Raw genomic sequence first — 19,527 nt, 5'->3', positions numbered from 1 at the left:
CTCCCGGATTAACGGGAGTTTTTTTGTGCTTGGGCAAATTCTTGTTTTCTTTTTTTCATGGATTCGTACAAATCTACAACGGGCAGCGGATAGTCTTCTCCCAGAATAACTCCGTACTGTTCCTGTTCAATCATCCCCATCTCTCTAGGCTGATGGATCCATGGTGCTGAAAGCTCCCTTAATTCAGGCACCCAGTGGTGCAAATAGGAACCATCTGAATCGTAGTCGAGGGACTGCTTTTCTACATTGAACGCTCGGAAAGGCACAGCATCATTTCCTACTCCTGCGATATAAAGCCAGTTTCCGTAGTTGCTGGCAACATCATAATCCACCAGTTGCGATTCAAACCACGCCGCCCCGATGCGCCAATCCAATCCGAGATTTTTTGTGAAAAAGCTGGCGGCGTTCTGCCTTGCGCGGTTGGACATAAATCCTGTTTTCTTCAGTTCTCTCATAGCGGCGTCGACGAGTGGGTACCCAGTCGTGCCATCCATCCAGCGGACCAGAAGCTCTTGGTCGTCATGCCAGGGAATACGTGCTTTTTTAATCCCCGCAGCATGGAAAATTTGATCGCCATATTTACGGTGCACCAGATGAAAGTAATCACGCCATAACAGTTCAAAGTAAAGCATGTACGTGGACTCATTTTTTCCGTATTTCTTTTCATAGGTGCGAATCTGGTCAAGGACGACCTTTGGGGACAGACATCCGTTCGCAAGGTAGGGGGAAAATTTAGAGGAGTCATCTTCCCTCAGCATCCCATTCCTCGTCTTCTTGTAGACCCTCAGCCGGTCGGCATTGAAAATATAATGAAGCAGACGTTCTTTGGCTTTAGACGATCCTCCAGGGTAACGAGGAGGCCGGTCCAACTCCCCTAAACCAAGCTCCCGCAAAGTAGGAATCTCCCCTTCAGGAAAATCCGAAGGCAAAGTTACACCACGCACAGATGCCGGTATGGATATTTCTGTAAGACCTGGTACACCACTTTTTTCTAAAACCTTACGAAATTGTGAAAAGGTGTCTGGGAGTTCGCTGGTGTTAAAGGGCAGGTCTTTTGGTGGATAGAGGTTATGGCCGTGGTCAACGGTAAAGGTGGTATGCGGAAGTCGTTCACGGACTTCTCGCTCAACGGAAATTTCTTCACTGCCGATCTCTTCATGGAGGAACACCTGTTGTATATTGAAACTCTTTGATATGGATGTGAAAACTTCTTCAGGAGCGCCATGCCTCACGAGGAGGGGCACACCTAATTGAATTAAGTTCCGCCGCAAGTCTGCCACACTTTCCCTGATGAATTGAGCACGGTGTCTACCGGTTTTCGGAAATCCATAGGGAAGCTTTCGGTATAAGGTTTGATCAAATACGTAAACAGCGAGAACCGGAAGTCCTTGGGCAGAGGCGCGTAACAATGGGCGGTGGTCGTGCACGCGTAAATCGTTACGGAACCAGACGATGACGCAGGATTCCATTCAATCGCCTCCTTTTTTGTCTAGTGTACCCCCTCTGTGATGGAGCGATAAACTTATAATCGGCTCCAACAACCGCCAAATGTACGCCATGTGGAAACGAATAACATAGAGTGACACCTTCCCTTAGTGGTCCCTTTCTCATTGAGAATTTTGAAAAGTTTGTAAAAGATTAAGTTATCGCTTTCCTTTATTCGACAATAACATTATAGTAAAAATAGATAAGAGCAGCGTAGACGAAGCTTTTCCAGAATCCTGTCACATCCCCGGCGTCTACATTGAGAACCCGCAGCAAAACAGTCATGGAGGGTACACAATGTTCAAGTGGTTGAAGAAAAAGAAGAAGAAATCGATGACCATGATGACAGTATTGTCTCTTTTCATCTTAGGGGCTTGTACTGTTGGACCAGGAGGGGTAGAGGCGAAAAGCTGGAAGCACGAGCTGAAGCAGGCGGAGGATTTGAAGTATTCAGAAGAGGTCACAAACGGCCTTTATAAACAGCTTCGTAAAAAGGCAGAAGGACCGCTTCCTTTTTCGGATGCTTTAGTTAAGATTCAATCATTGAGTAAAGTCGAGGCTATGGATTTATACTTAGATCGTAACAACAAAAAAGTGAGACCGAGTGAAATCCGTGCGATCGTCGATGGTGTGTTCGGCATTGACCTTGAAGCGGTTTCTGAACTGGGTGTTGGAAAACAGACAAGTACCTACTCTGATGACGTGCTTCAAAGAGTAAGAGAAGCGCTGGAGGAGCAAGTCAGTGACGAAGCGATCATTGATATGGCAAAGGTAGAGGTGATGGACTTATACTGGGAGACCTATAATGGGAGAATGACCGGAGAGGAGATGCGCACGATGATTAATGCCATTTTTGGAATTAATTTATCGGGCATATCGGGACTTGAAGGTACAGGAGTTGCTCTTTTCTCGAAAAATCAGTGGATTTCACGTTATGAGCATGATTTGTTTGTCGTCCATACAGGAGCAGATGATGTAGATGTTTGGATTTATCCGACAGATTATTATAAAAATCAGACAGGCATGGAGGAGATCCCTCAGGAATTGGAAACATCCCTGACCGCTTTAGGCTTTGGCTATAGTGAGGAGAAAGACGCGCTGTATTATGCGAACCCTAAAGGGGAGTCGGTACCTGACAACTTCAAAGGGAAGACCATGGGAACGGTTATAGGTTTCATTAAAATGAATGATGAAGATTTCCGGTAATGAAAAAGCTCTGCGTCATGACGCAGAGCTTTTTTTTACTGCCTGTTTTTCTGTAGATAAACAGGCTGAAGGATTTATTTTTTCAGAATATCCACGAAATGGGAAAGGATTCTTGCTGTCATCCCCCAAATCACTTTATCACCGTATATATAAAAGTATTCCTCAAGCTGACGCGTCCGCCAGTTGTATTCTTCTCCGCCGGGAATCAAATCGAATGGGAAATTCGCTTCCGGCTGTGCTTCGAAGTGGACGTAGTGAATGCGCGGCCCATTTTCCATGAAAAAGGAAAGCGGCACGGTAAACACTTCACGGACTTCATCAGGGTTACGGACAAGGTCACCTTCGCTCACATTCAAATATCCTGCAAATGTGTAGACGATCATACCGAAAGGTGAAATCAGGTAGTCGAGCGGATGGACTTCTGTGAACTGCCCTGATTTCACGCCTAATTCTTCTTCCGTTTCACGGATTGCCGCTTCTTCTGCAGAAGGGTCCTCGGGGTCAATTTTTCCACCTGGAAAACAAATCTCCCCCGGTTGTCTTCTCAGCTGATGGGAACGCACTTCGAATACGACATGAAGCTCATTGTTTTTTTCGATAATTGGTAAAAGGACAGCGAACTTACGGAACTGTTCGTGTCCAAGAACAGAGGGCTTGTGTTTTTTCACTGTCTCAAAAATGGTTTTTGCGTCCATAGTTTTCACCTCGTCTTTTTACTATACCAGAACATTCTTCGGAATAGAAAAGAGGCACTCATCAGAGCGCCTCTTTAATGATTTTTTTGTAATAAAGCACAGACAGCATTCCGAAAATGGAATAGAAAGCGGTGTAAAGCCCCATGACAATCAGCATCGGTGTCCATAATTCGGTCCCGAAAAAGAACCAGCCCGACTTGACGGCAAAGTAGCTGTGCAAGAGTCCAATCAATAAAGGGATACCGAAGTTAAATAACTGTTTCCCTTGAATTCCTCGTAAAAGGTCGCCACGGGTAAATCCGAGTTTTCTTAAAATCGTATAGCTGCCCTTTTCGTCTTCGCCTTCATCCATCTGTTTGAAGTAAAGCACACAACCGGATGTAATCAGGAAGGTGAGCCCGAGGAAGCCGACGATGAACATGACGAGCCCCATGTTTTGTTTCTGCGACATCGCACTATGCCACTGAGAGCCATTTTCTCTTCCTTCATCCAGCCCCATATCAGCAAATATTTCGTAAGCCTCTTCTTGTTTACTGGAATCTTCGAGGTTCACTCCTGTATAGAGCGTGGATTTTGTCTGGATTTCAGGGTTGTAGTTCTGACTCAGCTCTTCAAATAATGCCTCATCAACGACTCCGATTGGAAGGCCGCCTGCAACGTAATAGGAAGAGAGCAAGTATTCTTCTTCGAGCCCTCGATATTCCAGTTCGCGCCAGTTTCCGTCCAATAAGATTTGTACATTTCCTTCATCATGAAGAGAGATAAAGGACTGCATCAAATCCGTGTAACCGGTGAGTTTCATTTCCCCTTCATCGAGTTCGATTCCGTCTGTATGGACTTCACTGATGACGGAGAAGGTCGTCTGTTCGGTGTTGAAGTTCAACTCTTCCAAATTTGCATCGAGGATGTCTTTGACGTTGAATTCTGCTTCGTATACGGGAATTGGTTTTTCTGTGTAGGCAATCCCTTCTCCTTCCAGACGGTCCATAAAGGCATCCGCCTTTTCAGGTTCAATGATGGAAAAATCATCCGGCACGGTCGTCTCAGCCAGTTTCTCTGCCGAATAGTAGGAGATATACATAAGCGAAAGTAAACTGATTGCTAGTGCGGACACCGTCGTAATTACTGTGAGCAAAAAGGCGTTTGACTTCATCCGGAACATGACGGACGACAAGGACAGGACTTCGTTGATGTTCAAGTAGCCGTTTTTATTTTTTCGTATCAAATTGGAGACGAAGCGGACCGATCCTTTATACAAAAAATACGTTCCTATGATGACGGACCCTAGAATATAAAGCATCGCCAGGTAAAATCCGTTGATCGTTGTAATGCTTCCCTCGAACAGCTGGGAGGATAGATAATACCCGGATGCAATCAACCCGATGCCGAGTATGCCCATTAGATGTTCCCAGACCGACAGCTTTTTCACTTTTCCTTGTGCGCTTGAAGTTACACGGAAAAGAGAAAGGATCGATTGTCTGTGAATGAACAGATAGTTCGTCGCCATGATGACGAGATAGATTCCGGCAAAAACGATCAGCGTCTGGAAAAAGGCCTGGGTGGAAAAATTGAGCTCAGCGATTTCATTCACACCGACGACACGAAAGAAACTCATCAGGATCAATTTGGATATGGCAAAACCGATAAAAATCCCGACGGCCAGCGATCCGAAATATATGATCAAGTTCTCGATGCCTAAAATACGGGCGATGCGGTTTTTCGTCATGCCGATCAGCTGGAACAAGCCGATTTCCTGACTTCTTCGTTTAATGAACAACGCATTGGCATACAGTAGAAAGATAGCCACGATCGCAATCAGCAGAATAGAGGCGACTCTGACTGCCGCTTCACCTTTGACCGATCCATCCTGACTCATGGAGGGGTCATACTGTAAGGTGACGAATGAAAAGTACAACGCGACACTGAATATGAGTGCAAATACATAGAGATAATAGTTTTTCAGGTTCTTTTTCAAGTTGCGGAAAATCAGTTGATTAATGGTCATATTGAACACCGCCGAGGACGCCCTGGGTCTTCATAATGTCCTTCAGGAACGTCTGTCTCGTCTGGTCGCCTTTATTGAGCTGCGTATAGATCTGTCCGTCTCTGATAAAAATGACACGGCTGCTGTAGCTGGCGGCGACAGGGTCGTGGGTGACCATCGCGATCGTTGCTTGACGCTTCACATTCATTTCACTCAGTTTATCTAAAAGGTCGGAGGCCGACTTGGAATCGAGTGCTCCCGTCGGCTCATCAGCGAAGATGATGCTTGGTTCATGGATGAAGGCCCGTGCAGCCGAGGTCCGCTGCTTCTGCCCACCTGAGATTTCATTCGGGTATTTATTCTGGATGTCTTCAATGCCCAGTTCCTTCGCTACCGCCTCAAATTTCGCCTGCGCCTCCTTTTTGGACACTTTGGAAATCGATAGAGGCAGAAGGATGTTCTCTTTGACCGTAAGAGTATCCAACAGATTGTACTCTTGAAAAATAAAGCCGAGATGATGTTTTCGGAATTCAGCGAGTTTCTTATCCTTTTGCCCTGTGATCTCCTGTCCATCTATGGAAATTGTTCCGTGACTGACGCGGTCAATGGAGGATAAAACGTTAAGGAGCGTTGTTTTCCCTGATCCCGATGCGCCCATGATCGTGACGAACTCCCCGCGTTGGATGGAAAGATCAATACCCTCCAAGACATGTTGTTTCATAAATTTGTTTCCGTAACTTTTATGAATCTTTCGTGCGACTAGTAAACTCATTTCGTTACCCCCTTCATGCTATGACTTTATTGTAGAACCACTCGAAATTTTTTTCCTTCGATTCATCTAACAAAATGACGGAAGCATGTGACAGTTTTGTCACATGCTTCTGAGCTTCGTAAATTCATTCGGTTCCGGGAACAGGAGGATGAATGTTGTTCCTCTTCCGAGTTCGGATTGCACATCAATGTCGATCTTCAACGCTTTCCTGATCTGGTCCGTCAGATAGAGCCCCATACCAGTCGCCGCTTGATCCTGGTGGGCTGTCGTTGAAGTGAACCCTTTTTCAAAGATGCGTGAGAGATCCCTCGGATCGATACCGCGCCCCTCATCCTGAATGATAAGCTTCACGCGCCCGACTTCTTCTGTACTTGAGATGGTAATTTCCGATTCCTCGCTGTATTTAATCGCATTCGTCATCAGTTGTCTGCATATGAATGCGAGCCATTTCGCATCCGTCAGCACCGTTTCCGCTTGAAGATCAATTTCAAAGCCGATCCCTTTTTGCATACACCATGACCGGAGCGATTTAATTTCATTAAACAACAGTGGTTCAAGCTCCACTTCTTCAATATAAAGGTCGTTTTCGATAAAAGGGATCCGTTTCTGATGCAGCTGCTGATCAAGGAGCAGGTGGATACGCATCCATTCAAAAGTCAGCTGGGACTTCAGTTTGAAATCGTCGATGCGATCGATGATCAACCGCATCGCCGTCATCGGTGTTTTCACTTCATGGATCCATGATAAAAGCTCGTCCTTTTCCTGTTCGAGTAAACTCTGGTTACGGGATGATTCCTGCTTCAACTGTTCCATTTGATCACGTACATTTGTCTCGATGACCGCTTCGAAAGGGCTATCAGCTTCAGGGAATGTCGTCAAATCGAGGTCATTGTCCCGCTCCTCGATTTCAGTATAAAATCGAGTTTCTTTACGGTAGCGGATGAAAAGGAAAAGAACGACCAGAAGTCCTGATAACAATATGTAGTAGAGCATGGAAGAGAGCGGTACGGTCTGATCAACGAACGCAACGAACAGGGCGAGCAGTTGAAGGGTGACGATGAGAAGAATCCAGCTGATTCGTTCGATCAGGAATTTTCGGATCATGAATCATCCCTCGCCACATACCCTTGGCCGACCTTCGTCTCAATGGCATCACCAAGACCGAGATCTGCAAGCTTTTTACGCAGGCGATTGACGTTGACAGTAAGCGTGTTGTCACTGACAAATCGTTCGTCTTCCCACAAACGCTGGATGATTTCTTCACGGCTGACAATTTTGCTTTTTTTCTCAATCAGCTGTTTTAAGATGAGCATTTCATTTTTTGTGAGGTCAACCGTGCCGCCATCATTCGAGATGCGGTTCCGTTCATAATCTATGGTGGCACCAAGCCACGTTTTCAATTCATTCTGATCGGTGTTGTAGTTATAAACCCGACGTAGAATCGCCTGTATTTTTGCGACCAGCACATCAAAGTGGAACGGCTTTTGTATGAAGTCGTCCGCACCCAGGTTCATCGACATCACCATGTCTGTCGGGTGATCCCTGGAAGAAAGGAAGATGATGGGGACGTTGGAATGTTCCCGGATCATCCGGCACCAGTGGAAACCGTCAAACTTCGGGAGCTGAATGTCGATGATGACAAGATGGGGATCTACATGCGTAAATACATCCATCACCCGGCTGAAATCAGGGATACCATGAACATCATAGGACCACTGAGACAAACGCTCGACCATTTCATGAAAAAGCGTATGGTCATCTTCAATTAACAGCAATTTGAACAATAGGGACACCACCTTTCCGTATTTTACCTTTTCATAGTATAGCAAAAGATGAGTGGTCCGCGCATTTTACTACAAGAAAGCGGCAGTGTGGTAAAAAATTTTTGATCATTCCGTCAAAGGCCCTTTAAAAAAGAAGAGGATGGGCGTAGAATGGATACTAATATTCGAAGACCACCAAAGAAAAGGAGTCATGAAAATGTCATTGAACATCGTCGAAGCAACCCATAAAAAAACCAAACCAGAAAGTGAAAAGATTCCTTTTGGACGAACCTTCACGGATCATATGTTTGTGATGGATTATGAAGAGGATAAAGGATGGCATGAACCACGAATCGTACCTTATGAACCGCTAACGCTCGATCCTGCAGCTATGATCTTCCATTATGGACAGACCGTTTTTGAAGGATTGAAAGCCTACCGCACGGATGATAACCGCGTGCTTCTTTTCCGGCCTGAAAAAAACTTTGAGCGCTTGAATTTATCCAGTGACCGTTTGAGCATCCCACCGGTCGATGAAGAAGAAGTGCTCGGTTACTTGAAAGAATTGGTTCAGCTCGAAAAAGACTGGGTCCCTTCTTTTGAAGGAACGTCGTTGTACATACGACCATTTATTATTGCGACAGAACCAAGCCTTGCCGTGGCTCCGTCCAAATCATATAAACTGATGGTGATCTTATCACCGGTCGGGCCGTATTTCTCAGGTGGCATCAAACCGGTAACGATCAACGTGGAAGACAAATTCACACGTGCGGTCAAAGGCGGTACCGGTATGGCGAAAACTGCCGGCAACTATTCTTCTGGCTATCAGGCTCAAGCGAAAGCCGTAGAGGAAGGAAACAACGATGTCCTTTGGCTTGATGGGGTGGAAAAACGCTACATCGAAGAAGTCGGAAGTATGAATATCTTTTTCAAAATTGATGGAGAAATCGTGACTCCAGCATTGAGTGGAAGCATTCTTCAGGGAATTACGCGTACGTCAATTCTTGAGCTTTTACGAAAATGGGAAATTCCTGTAACCGAACGCAGGATTTCCATTGATGAACTGTATCAGGCCTATGAAGATGGGAAACTTGAGGAAGCATTCGGAACAGGTACCGCAGCCGTCATTTCGCCGGTCGGGGAGTTGAATTGGCTCGGTAAGAAGATGGTCATCAACAACCATGAAATCGGTGCCCTCTCGCAGGAGCTTTATGATACCATCACAGGGATTCAGCGGGGAAGAAAAGAAGATCGTTATGGTTGGACAGTGGAAGTATAAAAGGGAAGCCTCAGGTTTGTTAATACCTGAGGCTTTTTTAATGGTCATTTGTCTCTTGATTCAGGAAAGTGATCAGGGACATTAAGATGAAGTAGAGAAGGAAAACGATCGCAAGGCTCACAAACCAACCGAATGCTTCATGTAGAAAAGGACTAAGCATGATGACAGCGAGAAGAAAAAGGAAGCGGGCCATGTCTTTTTTCTGATTCTTCCGAGTGGACACATTATCCCTCCTTTTTCCAACCTTTAACCCAAAATGGATAACCTTAACCTTTTTTAACCAAAGGTGTTTAGATGAGCACAGTAGAATAAAAGTAGAAGTACCCATATCTTTTTCATGGATTTTTCCGTTATAGCTGTGAGAGGTCGAAAGGAGTGTGAAAAGTGGAACTGGATACGAGTCAACTCAATTGGAAGCTCTGGCTTGAGGATATCGAGGAGAACTATGAGAAATTATTACGCTATTGTCATTTCTTAACGGGCGATGGATGGGACGGAAAAGATCTTGCCCAGGAGTCGGTGGCAAGGGCGTATGAGCATTATGATGCGGATGATATACAACCAGCCCTTCTTAAGAAAATCGCCTACCATGTCTGGGTAGATCAAAAGCGCAAGGAAAAAATGGTACCCTTGGTGAAAAGCGCATCGGCTGATTGTGTAATAAAAGAAGAAACTGTCGATGAAACATTGGTTCAGCTTCTGTTAGAGAAATTAACGGTGAAGCAGATGCTTACCTTTATTTTGAAGGTAGCTTTTCATTATAAGATTTCTGAAATAGCAGAACTGCTCCAAATGAAAGAAACAGGGGTGAAGGCATTATTGAAGCGCTCGCGTGACAATCTGAGCAGGTGTGCAGAGGTGGAAAGGCTTCAAATCATGCGTACCCGCTCAGAGGACGATCTTCTTTACCAAACCTTGGTTAGAACGCTAACCATACAGGATCCAGCTGTATTGATTGAAAAGATCCCCATCCTCCTTAAACCAGCTTCCAGAAATCAGCTTCCAGCATCACCTTTAAACGATCTCTCCTTAGCAGCATAAAAGGAGGAAAATCTGATGAATACGATTCCTTATGTCATTGAACAGACGAGCAGAGGAGAGAGGTCCTACGACATCTACTCCCGGCTTTTGAAAGACCGAATCGTTATGGTAAGTGAAGAAATCAATGACCACATGGCCAACAGCATTGTCGCCCAGCTTTTATACCTGGCAGCGGATGACCCGGAAAAAGATATTTCCTTGTATATCAACAGCCCCGGTGGGTCGACGACTGCAGGGTTTTCTATCCTGGATACGATGCAGTATATCCAGCCGAATGTACGAACGACCTGTACCGGAATAGCGGCTTCTTTTGGGGCGATGCTTTTGGTGGCAGGGACAAAAGGAAAGCGGTATGCTCTGCCGAATAGTGAAATCATGATTCACCAGCCGCTTGGAGGAGCACGCGGCCAGGCAGCTGATATAGAGATTTCCGCGAAAAGAATCATTAAATTAAGGCAGCATATCAATGAAATCATCGCCGAACGCACGGGGCAGCCTGTAGAAAAGGTGGCAGAAGATACCGATCGTGATTATTTTATGAGTGCGGAAGAAGCGAAGGAATACGGGATCATCGATGAGATTGTCCACAAAAAATGAAAAAACCGCCCATGATGGGCGGTTTTTCTTATGAAGCCTTTACCGCTTCTTTTGGTTGTACTTTTTCAAGTTCACCGAGTACATGCTTTTGTTCTTCTTCTGTAAGCGGCAGGAGCGGAAGACGGACCCCGCCGACCTCTACACCTTTAGCATTCAGCGCTGCTTTCACAGGGGACGGGCTTGGGGCAGAAAAGATGGCATGCATGACAGGTACAAGCTTTTGGTGAAAGCGGGCGGCATAAGCAAAGTCACCTTCGCGAAAACTTTGGATCATCTGCTGCATTTCATTTCCAATCACATGGGAGGAGACGGATACGATTCCTGTACCTCCGATAGAGATGAATGGAAGTGTATTGGAGTCCTCCCCACTGTAAACGGCAAAATCATCGGATGTTTCACGAATAATTGCCGTTGCTGCATCAAGGTCACCGCTAGCTTCCTTAATCGCCACAATATTTTTGATTTGAGATAAGCGAATGACGGTATCCGGCTCCATATTGATGACGCTTCTTCCTGGAATGTTGTAGAGCATCACCGGAAGTGATGTGGATCTTGCAATTGTAGAGAAGTGCTGGTAAAGACCTTCCTGAGTTGGCTTGTTGTAATAAGGGGTCACGAGCATGACAGCGTCGACGCCGATTTCCTCGGCTTTTTCAGTTAAATGGATGGACGCTCTCGTGTTATTGGATCCGGTCCCTGCAATGACAGGAACTCTTCCGTCAACCACTTTGACAACGAACTTGAAGAGACTCACTTTCTCTTCTGTCGTTAATGTCGGTGATTCACCGGTTGTACCTGCAATGACAAGGCCGTCCGAACCATTTTCGATCAAGTGGTTGACTAACGTCCGGGTTGCATCAAAATCAATGTTCTCTTCTCTGTCAAATGGGGTCACCATTGCTGTTAATACCTGGCCGAAATTCATAACCTCACACCTTTGTTTAGAATTTTGAATACGTTCGAGGTTGTGAGGGCTAGGGCAGTCAAAATAAAAACGGCAGCAACGAGGGCTTCGTTGCTGCCGTAGAAACTTTTAACCGTTCCTGCGTAAGATAGCCCTCCATATAGTTTCCTATATGACAGTTCTGTACTTGTTCAGCAGCAGAACCAGCATCAGGGATATGAGATCCCTTTCGCTTCGGCAATTTCCCCTTTCCACCTTCATCACAGGAGCTCATTCTCCTCCGACAAGTGTACTCATGTCATTGCACCTCTATCCTTACTTCAAAATCATTTGAAATAAGAAAATATTTAGTTAGTTAAAAGACTATCAAAAAAGTATCCATCTTACAAGTGGTAAGACAAGGGAACAAACGATTCGACAAAATTTTTGAGGTTCTTATCCTAATCTATATAGCAGGATTGTGGAAGACTCAGTTTCGAGACTATCTAGGGTTCGTTGCCCGGGTTGAGCGTCAGGGGTGGCTGGGAAGCTACTCGCTTGTGGCGAGCTTCCTCGGGCTACGCCCTGCGGGATCTCGCCGATCTCCTTTCTCACACGGGAGTCTCGCAGCTTCCCAACCACGCCATACAATAACGGTGAGAAACGGCCCCCTTTGCCTGGTATGAGTGTCTTTCACAAATCCTGAATCTATAATGATAAAGCGCTCTGTAACAGGCTTTATCATTATAGATGCGCTTGAAGAATCCATGTTGCTTCACTTTCCTGGAAGTGGTTTCGAGATACTTATATGGCAAAGGGGCGGAGGGGAATGGCGAGACTCCTACCTTAAGTGTGCAGGCGCCTGGATCAGCGGCGTATGGACTGGACTGAGCTGTCGGGGATAAAGGAAACACGAAGAACGAAGTGATTCGATGTTGACTTATCGTACAGAAGCGAGGGAAGTCTCACTAGCCGCTAGGCGCCGGAACCGGATATCTACGAGGAAAAAATGCTTGGTGAGATTCCACAGGACGCAGTCCGAGGAGGCTCACCGCACTCCCGCGGAAAGCGAGCTATTCCCCGAAGCCCCTATCTACCCAAAAAAAGTCTCGAAGCTGAGTCTTCAACTAAAGGGAGCGTTTCTTCATTAAGGAGAAATGGTGAGGATAGGCACGATTTGTGGGTTGGGTTCTTAATATAGGGTGTATGATTTTTTTAGAAAGGGCGGATCAAATGAATCAATATCCAAGTAATTATAGTTTCGGAGATCAGAACCGGGTCGTGTTCGGTGGGGGTGGGATGTTTAACCCGGGTGCTGGAGGAGGTTTTGGAGGAATGCTTCCCCCAGGCATGTGGGGTGGTGGAACGGGCGGACAGTGGCAGCAGCCGTTTCCGTGGGGAGGTTCAGGTGGTGGAGGCTGGCAACCGCAGCCGTCTTCTCCTGGGCAGTGGGTAGGTCCTGGTGGTCTGCCTCCTGGATACAACGGAGGTTTCCAACCCGGAGGTTCGTGGGGAGGAGCGTTTCCACCATCAGGCCAAAGCCAGCACGATCTGTACCGAACATGCATCAACAATTGTGCCGCACAGTTTGGATCCAATGACCAAGCGTATTTTAATTGTATTAATCGCTGCCGTAGTCAATACATGGGTGGCTGATATCCAAGAGGTTTGCAAAGGCAAACCTCTTTTTACATAGACGGGGAGAATTTCAGCCTCGAGGCGGATGAAGACTCATTCCCGGGCACATCGCTGAAGCTATGAACCTTTTATATAATAAAATCAACCAATAACAAACGAAGGTGTGATTCAAATGACAGTTCATGAAATGGCGATGCAACAATCAGAAACAGAATCGAAAGAGATTCCATCCATATTTAAGAATCGAAACTTTTTGCTGCTCTGGGGAGCGGCACTTTTATCAAGCTTCGGTATTTCCTTTTTCCTTTTTTCGCAGAGCTGGTATGTCGTAAACGTATTAGGTTTAGAGGCTTCGCTTGGCATTCTATATATTGCTGTCAGTATTCCACGGGTAGTATTTATGATTATCAGTGGAACGGTGGCGGATCGCTTTGATAAGACGAAAATCATGTTTTTGTCAGATTTCATCCGTGGTCTGCTCCTGATTGGTCTTGTCGTCTGGTTTATGTTTGGAGGGATTACGTTATGGACGTTTGTGACGTTCGCCTTTTTCTTCGGCATTCTGGATGCTTTCTTCTGGGCAGCAGAAAGTGCTGTCATTCCTTCGATCATTCATAAAGATAACTTGACGAGAGGCAATTCCATTATTCAAATGACCAACCAGACCTCCTTCATCCTTGCTCCTATGCTTGCCGGAGTCATCATTGCCTTTGGAAACTATGAAATTGTGTTTGCGACAACAGCGGTCATGCTCATCGTGGCGAGTGCTCTCATTTTCTTTATGCGTGTACCAAGACTGAAAGGAGAGTCGGAGGAACAAAAAAGGTTTTGGGATGACTTTAAGGAAGGTTTGCTATACGTGAAAAATTCCCGTGTGATTTCACTTGTCGTTCTGACGACAATTTTTATGAATCTATTCTTAGTCGGTCCTTTGACAATGGGGCTTCCGTTATTTGTGAAGACCATTTTAGAAGGGACAGCCATGGATTTCAGCTTTCTTGAAGCAGGTTTGGCCGTGGGGATGCTGCTTGGTTCGATCGTGGTGGGTGTGTTGAATGTGAAAAAGAACCGAGGGAAAATTGGTATTTTGTCTCTAGTCATAGCGGGAACGGCGTTTACAGGACTCAGCTTCACAACGGAACTTTGGATGAGTATTCTTTGTCTCGGAATCTTCGGGTTCGCCTTATCGGGTTCCAATATTCCATTCGTTGCTGCGATTCAGAGTTTAATTGAAGAGAAGATGCTTGGGAGGGTAATGGGGCTCATTTCGCTTGCTTCTATGGGACTCATCCCTGTCAGTTATGCCATAACATCAGGGGTTTTAGCTTTCGGCATTTCCATCCATCATATTATGGCGGTCGGTGCAATCTTAGTAACTTTGTATTCTGTGTTTATTTTCTTTAAATTTAAAGAGCTGAGAGACATCCAATAAAAAACCAGGAGCTAAGAAGGTTTCAGGTTCCTCTTTCGAGATAAGAACCGGCTGAAGACCTATAAAACTTTGCTGACCTATTAAACGAACAAGTCCGCCGTTTCAAGCTTCAAATATAGAAACCTCACCTAAGCGGCGAGGTTTTTTCACGTTCCTATGGAATGCAATTGTAGGCAGGTGGACGTGTTAGTGTGTGCGTGTGGGTAAGTTTCTTGGAACGAACAGTCTAAGGGGAGGGAGTTGTCCTCCAAGGTATCACCTTCTAGAGAGAGTTCCTGAAACAATCAACGGCGGGATTTTTTGTACCAGCCTTTTTCTTTAAACCTTGATATAGCTTCGATACGGTTGCTGACTTCTAATTTCTCCAAAATGACAGAAACGTAGTTACGCACGGTTCCAGGGGTGATGAACAACTCCTGTGAGATGTCTTTAGTGTTTTTTCCATCTGCCATCAGTTGGATGACTTCACGCTCACGTTCTGTTAAGGGATTTTGCTGGGTAAACGCCAGGTCGACGAGTTCTGGATCAAAGATACGTTGTCCATTGGTAATTTTACGAATGGCTGTGGCAAGCTCTTCACTAGGGCTGTCTTTTAGCAAGTATCCACTGACACCGGCGCGACGAGCGCGGTCGAAGTAGCCAGGGCGGGCGAATGTTGTTAAAATGATCACTTTGCACGGCTCTTCATATAATTCTTCAGCAGCATCCAGTCCATCCTTCACCGGCATTTCAATATCCATAATGCACACATCCGGTTTTAATTTTCTTACTAGCTCACAGGCTTCTTCACCGTTTTGAGCCTGACCCACAACCTCCATGCCGTCTTCTAAATCAAGAAGTGCTCCAAGGGCCCCAAGAAGCATGCGCTGGTCTTCGGCAATCACAATCCGGATCATGCTTATCCCTCCTTTTCTTTGTTTTTGATGACGTTAGGAACGTGGAACTGTAGTTTCGTTCCATTTCTCGATTCAATTTCAAGCTTTCCGTTCACAAATTCGAGGCGTTCGCGCATGCCTTGTAATCCATTGCCACGAAAGGGCTCCAGCGAGGCGGGGAGGCCTTTTCCATTATCTTCAATACTGATGAGTATTTCAGTTGGGGACTGTTCTATAGTGACAAGGCAGGTCGTTGCTTTGCTGTGTTTTACAATATTTGTCGCAGCTTCCTTCAAGCACATGCTGAGTACATTTTCCACGAGCAGGGGAGTGTTGGTGACGTTTGGGTCTCCTTCAAACTGAAAGTGCATTTCTGCCGCTTCGATAATCTGCTGGACGCGGACGATTTCATCTTCGAGCTTCGTCCCTTTCATATTCGATACCATCTCCCTGACTTCCTTCAAAGCTGTCCTGGCTGTGTTGCGGATATCTTCCACTTCTTTATTAGCCTTTTCCGGTTGGGCCGTCATTAACTTGCGGGCGAGGTCACTTTTTAAACCAATCATCGAAAGCTTTTGTCCAAGTGTATCGTGGAGGTCTCTCGCAATTCTTTCGCGCTCTTCAATGACCATGAGTTGCGAAATTCGTTCATTTGCATCTTCCAATTCCCCTTCGAGTTTTTGTTGCTGGTTCCGGTATCGGACAGTAAATGGAAGGAGAATAACCCCGATCACGGTCACGATAATGAAAGGAAGGTTCGGGAAAAGAGAATCAATTTGGTAAATGAATGTCGTTGTAATCGCAATCAGTGTAGACGTCAAATGGACGATATATAAAGATAAAAAACCGCCCAGATGTTTGATGTTTCCAATGAAATAGGCGATGAAGAGAGCGAAATAGATGTACCCGAACAGAGCCGTCATGACGATACTGATGGCCATCTCCACACTTACCCATAAATAGACGAATCGGCTGTTGGATATGAATGACAACCGGTAGGCAAGGAAGAAGATCAGCGTCATCAGAATGCCGAACAGCATTTCGTACATGGATGAAGAACGGAAAATAAAGAAAAAGGGCAGGAGACAAAAAATAATCCAGACGTATATGCTCAGCCCTGTATTTTTCGGGATAATTTGATACCAGTTCTGCATGCGGGTGCACCTCCTTTTTCTTAGCATAAAGGAAAAGCCCATTCGAGGGAATGGACTTTCAACTTCTTTATTCATCCTGTAAGCTTGGCTGCCTTTGGTCTAGCATGGCTAGGCGCTTCTTTTTTAGGAGTGGTTTCACTTCCTTGAAGGATACGAATGTTTTATTTTCTGTGTCATATAGTCGGAATCGGATGGATTCAAAGCTGGTAGCCAGCGTTATCGTTGTTGCATGTTTTAAAGGAGGTGTCTTTTCGTGTGCTTCTTCCAATGCATAGTTCGGGACCCTCGGAGCTAGATGGTGCACGTGGTGGAAGCCGATATTGCCGGATACCCACTGAAGCACTTTAGGAAGCTTGTAATAGGAGCTGCCATCGACGGCTGCTTTTACAAAATCCCATTCTGACTCGTCTTCGAAGTAAGAATCTTCGAATTGGTGCTGTACATAAAACAACCAGATGCCCAGTACGCCTGAAACATAAAGGACCGGGATTTGAATGATTAAGAAAGCTTCCCAGCCAATCGCAAAAATAATCATGCTGTACAGGGCGACTACAGCAGCGTTGGTCACATACGTATTCATGCGTTCTTTCTTTTTGGCGCCTTTTCGATTGAAACGATTGGAGACAAGGAACAAGTATAGTGGTCCAATACCAAACATGACAATGGGGTTACGGTAAAGGCGGTAGGCGAGTCTTTCTTTCCACGATGCTTTAATATACTCGTCCACGGTCATGACCCAGATGTCACCCGTGCCGCGTTTATCTAAGTTCCCGCTTGTTGCATGGTGAATCGAATGGCTTCGTTTCCACTTATCAAAAGGAAACAACGTAAGAATGCCTGTGATCGTTCCTATGATGCGGTTGGCCTTTTGGCTTTTCAAGAACGACTGATGCGTACAGTCGTGGAAGATGATGAAAAGACGAATGACAAATCCACCAGCAATCATAGCGACAGGAACGGCAAGCCATACAGAGACGGACAGGCTTGCATAGGCCAATACCCACAATAAAACGAATGGAATGACTGTATTGATCAACTGGCGGATGCCTGCTTTAGTATCAGGTTTCGCAAAGGCTGAAACGCTTTTCTTCAGCTCTCGTTGTTTATCCTTGTTCATAATAACGACTCCTTCATATTTCTTCATGTTACTTATGATAGGAAAAACCTCTTCATTTTATAAGACATAAACGTCAGGACATTTATATGACACTTGTCATGGGTGTTTGTCTTTTCTTGGGAGGTGAGTGGTTGAGGGTTATGAATAATTTTGTTGGTCCCTGCTCATCAATTGCTGAGATTACCATTAAGATAACGCTTACAATGTGATATAATGGAAGTGAACATTGATACTCTATCATTGGAGGGTTACCCTATGACCAAACGAATTCTCGTTGCGTACGATGGGAGTGACATGAGTAGAGAAGCGGTGTGGGAAGCAAGGAACCAGGCGTGTGAAACTCCCAATAGGGAAATTCATATCGTAGCTGTTGTAAAACCTACAGGACCAGCAACAAACGCTGCAGTCTCTCATAGTATCGGAGACGAAATGGCAGAGAATTTTGCTTCAGAAATGGATGCCCTGAAGGAAGAAATGGCTACATCTGAAGTAGGTGTTGTCACAGAGGTCATCATTAGTGAGGTACAAGAAAACCCTGGAATTAGTATCTGTAAATATGCGGATGAGAAAGCGGTAGACTTGATCATTGTCGGTAACCGTGGACTTGGGAAAGTGAAAAAAATGCTATTGGGTAGCGTGAGCAATAACGTTGTACAGCATGCCACCTGCCCTGTATTAGTCATGAAATAGAAAAAAGAAAGCCCGAAGGAGTTCCTTCGGGCTTTCTTTTTTTTATGGTCGTAGTATTTTTGGATGGTATCGCGAGTTCTTCCATAATCTGGATGGCCCGGTCATACAAATATTTCCAATCACCCCATGTATGAATCACTCATCCACGCCAGGAAGGTTGAGACGCCTGAGCCCTCCCACGTCGAGAAGACTGAATCCCACTTTGGATAAGATGGGAAGGATGATGAATGCCGTAATTTCTGTGGCCTGCTGTGTCCATCCGACTCCAGAGGGGCCTATGATCCAGGCTGTCGGATAACAAACCCAAAATGCAGTTAAGTAAGCGGCGGTCCGCTGGTAATGTTTCTTGAGCTCCACTCCACCTTTAATGGCAATCTTCCTTAACGGATACCAGATAATATAAAGGATAATGACTAGGGCGACTACACCGAGAACATACCAAATGTATTTAATGGTCTCAGAGGAGAAGTCGGCGATCAAGCCCGTCAGAATCATAAATACATCAGCCGCTATCAAAGCTGCAATCAAGGCTTTGTCTTTCTTCTTTTCATAAAACATGGCGGTCAAAGCAAGTGCAAGCAAAAGGAGTGGCGTTGTTACCACCCAGTCCAGGTAACGGGCAAAGTAAACAGTTTTATCCGGCTGTTCAAGCAATCCTTGTCCTAAAGCAATCGATAAGTAAGCGGCCCCCGACCATGATGGAATAATGATCGCTATTACGTACTCATATTTCGGTACACCGCGTGGATTCCTGCTTAAATATAAAAATGTCAAAGCACCTGCCAACATTACGAACGTATAGATCCAATGCAGAGAAACAATATAATCACTCATCGTGTCACCTCAACCTTCAATCTCATTCCCTCTCATTCTAGTCAAAAGAACAGATAGCTAGACATTTACAAATTCTGGTGTA

At 45.4% G+C, this 19,527-nt stretch carries 19 protein-coding genes and 1 riboswitch; of the genes, 7 read left to right on the top strand and 12 right to left on the bottom strand.

The annotated features are described in order from the left end of the window. Positions 1-8: 8 nt before the first annotated feature. Positions 9-1,469: a DASH family cryptochrome gene (locus tag VKA52_RS10890; RefSeq protein WP_326315675.1), complete on the bottom strand. Its 1,461-nt coding sequence runs from the start codon at positions 1,467-1,469 to the stop codon at positions 9-11. 313 nt (positions 1,470-1,782) lie between these two features. On the opposite strand from VKA52_RS10890, the gene VKA52_RS10885 reads away from it, so the two are divergent. Further along, positions 1,783-2,691: a hypothetical protein gene (locus VKA52_RS10885; RefSeq protein ID WP_326315674.1), complete on the top strand. Its 909-nt coding sequence runs from the start codon at positions 1,783-1,785 to the stop codon at positions 2,689-2,691. 74 nt (positions 2,692-2,765) lie between these two features. Here VKA52_RS10885 and VKA52_RS10880 read toward each other — a convergent pair whose 3' ends face one another. From VKA52_RS10880 to VKA52_RS10860, 5 genes are all read right to left on the bottom strand, one after another. Then, positions 2,766-3,386: an NUDIX hydrolase gene (locus VKA52_RS10880; protein WP_160910574.1), complete on the bottom strand. Its 621-nt coding sequence runs from the start codon at positions 3,384-3,386 to the stop codon at positions 2,766-2,768. 61 nt (positions 3,387-3,447) lie between these two features. Then, entirely contained in the window at positions 3,448-5,391 is a 1,944-nt protein-coding gene (locus VKA52_RS10875) for an ABC transporter permease (RefSeq protein WP_326315673.1), read from the bottom strand. Further along, positions 5,381-6,142 (bottom strand): ABC transporter ATP-binding protein, encoded by a 762-nt coding sequence (locus tag VKA52_RS10870; protein WP_326315672.1) that lies wholly within the window; start codon positions 6,140-6,142, stop codon positions 5,381-5,383. The genes VKA52_RS10875 and VKA52_RS10870 overlap by 11 nt, the downstream gene beginning before the upstream one ends. A 99-nt stretch (positions 6,143-6,241) precedes the next feature. Beyond that, on the bottom strand, positions 6,242-7,246 hold the full coding sequence (locus VKA52_RS10865; RefSeq protein WP_326315671.1) for a sensor histidine kinase: 1,005 nt from the start codon (positions 7,244-7,246) through the stop codon (positions 6,242-6,244). Next, the gene (locus VKA52_RS10860) at positions 7,243-7,926 is read right to left on the bottom strand and encodes a response regulator transcription factor (protein ID WP_326315670.1); all 684 of its coding nucleotides are present in this window, start codon (positions 7,924-7,926) and stop codon (positions 7,243-7,245) included. The genes VKA52_RS10865 and VKA52_RS10860 overlap by 4 nt, the downstream gene beginning before the upstream one ends. A gap of 190 nt (positions 7,927-8,116) precedes the next feature. Between VKA52_RS10860 and VKA52_RS10855 the strand changes: the two genes are divergently transcribed. Beyond that, positions 8,117-9,184: a branched-chain amino acid aminotransferase gene (locus VKA52_RS10855; protein WP_442788843.1), complete on the top strand. Its 1,068-nt coding sequence runs from the start codon at positions 8,117-8,119 to the stop codon at positions 9,182-9,184. A 37-nt stretch (positions 9,185-9,221) separates the two neighbouring features. On the opposite strand, the gene VKA52_RS10850 is transcribed toward VKA52_RS10855, so the two are convergent. Further along, the gene (locus VKA52_RS10850; protein WP_160910580.1) at positions 9,222-9,407 is read right to left on the bottom strand and encodes a hypothetical protein; all 186 of its coding nucleotides are present in this window, start codon (positions 9,405-9,407) and stop codon (positions 9,222-9,224) included. A 161-nt stretch (positions 9,408-9,568) separates the two neighbouring features. Between VKA52_RS10850 and VKA52_RS10845 the strand changes: the two genes are divergently transcribed. Next, positions 9,569-10,225 carry a sigma factor-like helix-turn-helix DNA-binding protein gene (locus VKA52_RS10845; RefSeq protein WP_326315668.1) on the top strand — a complete coding sequence of 219 codons (657 nt, stop codon included), beginning with the start codon at positions 9,569-9,571 and terminating at the stop codon, positions 10,223-10,225. A gap of 15 nt (positions 10,226-10,240) precedes the next feature. Beyond that, positions 10,241-10,822 (top strand): ATP-dependent Clp endopeptidase proteolytic subunit ClpP, encoded by a 582-nt coding sequence (gene clpP, locus VKA52_RS10840; RefSeq protein ID WP_326315667.1) that lies wholly within the window; start codon positions 10,241-10,243, stop codon positions 10,820-10,822. A 28-nt stretch (positions 10,823-10,850) separates the two neighbouring features. On the opposite strand, the gene dapA is transcribed toward clpP, so the two are convergent. Then, positions 10,851-11,747 carry a 4-hydroxy-tetrahydrodipicolinate synthase gene (gene dapA, locus VKA52_RS10835; RefSeq protein ID WP_326315666.1) on the bottom strand — a complete coding sequence of 299 codons (897 nt, stop codon included), beginning with the start codon at positions 11,745-11,747 and terminating at the stop codon, positions 10,851-10,853. 120 nt (positions 11,748-11,867) lie between these two features. After that, positions 11,868-12,046: riboswitch (Lysine riboswitch) on the bottom strand. A gap of 892 nt (positions 12,047-12,938) precedes the next feature. Here dapA and VKA52_RS10830 point away from each other — a divergent pair. Together VKA52_RS10830 and VKA52_RS10825 are read left to right on the top strand one after the other, a co-directional pair. Next, the gene (locus VKA52_RS10830; RefSeq protein ID WP_326315665.1) at positions 12,939-13,361 is read left to right on the top strand and encodes a hypothetical protein; all 423 of its coding nucleotides are present in this window, start codon (positions 12,939-12,941) and stop codon (positions 13,359-13,361) included. A gap of 154 nt (positions 13,362-13,515) precedes the next feature. Then, positions 13,516-14,775 (top strand): MFS transporter, encoded by a 1,260-nt coding sequence (locus VKA52_RS10825; RefSeq protein ID WP_326315664.1) that lies wholly within the window; start codon positions 13,516-13,518, stop codon positions 14,773-14,775. A gap of 284 nt (positions 14,776-15,059) precedes the next feature. Here the strand turns inward: VKA52_RS10825 and VKA52_RS10820 are convergent, their stop codons facing one another. From VKA52_RS10820 to VKA52_RS10810, 3 genes are all read right to left on the bottom strand, one after another. Beyond that, a complete protein-coding gene (locus tag VKA52_RS10820) occupies positions 15,060-15,671 on the bottom strand; it encodes a response regulator transcription factor (protein WP_206946428.1) in 612 nt (203 codons plus the stop codon). Positions 15,672-15,673: 2 nt separating this feature from the next. Next, positions 15,674-16,804, bottom strand: coding sequence for a sensor histidine kinase (locus tag VKA52_RS10815; protein ID WP_160910588.1), 1,131 nt, complete (start codon positions 16,802-16,804; stop codon positions 15,674-15,676). Between the two features lie 67 nt (positions 16,805-16,871). Continuing rightward, the gene (locus VKA52_RS10810) at positions 16,872-17,921 is read right to left on the bottom strand and encodes a fatty acid desaturase (RefSeq protein WP_160910589.1); all 1,050 of its coding nucleotides are present in this window, start codon (positions 17,919-17,921) and stop codon (positions 16,872-16,874) included. A 255-nt stretch (positions 17,922-18,176) separates the two neighbouring features. Between VKA52_RS10810 and VKA52_RS10805 the strand changes: the two genes are divergently transcribed. Then, on the top strand, positions 18,177-18,611 hold the full coding sequence (locus tag VKA52_RS10805) for a universal stress protein (RefSeq protein ID WP_160910590.1): 435 nt from the start codon (positions 18,177-18,179) through the stop codon (positions 18,609-18,611). 135 nt (positions 18,612-18,746) lie between these two features. Here VKA52_RS10805 and VKA52_RS10800 read toward each other — a convergent pair whose 3' ends face one another. Further along, on the bottom strand, positions 18,747-19,445 hold the full coding sequence (locus VKA52_RS10800) for a bacteriorhodopsin (protein WP_160910591.1): 699 nt from the start codon (positions 19,443-19,445) through the stop codon (positions 18,747-18,749). Positions 19,446-19,527 lie beyond the last annotated feature (82 nt).

Source organism: Halobacillus sp. HZG1 (genome assembly GCF_035818575.1).
Lineage (GTDB): Bacteria > Bacillota > Bacilli > Bacillales > Halobacillaceae > Halobacillus > Halobacillus litoralis.
Note: the sequence above shows the minus strand (reverse complement) of the source record. Positions and strands in the feature narration are given on the sequence as shown.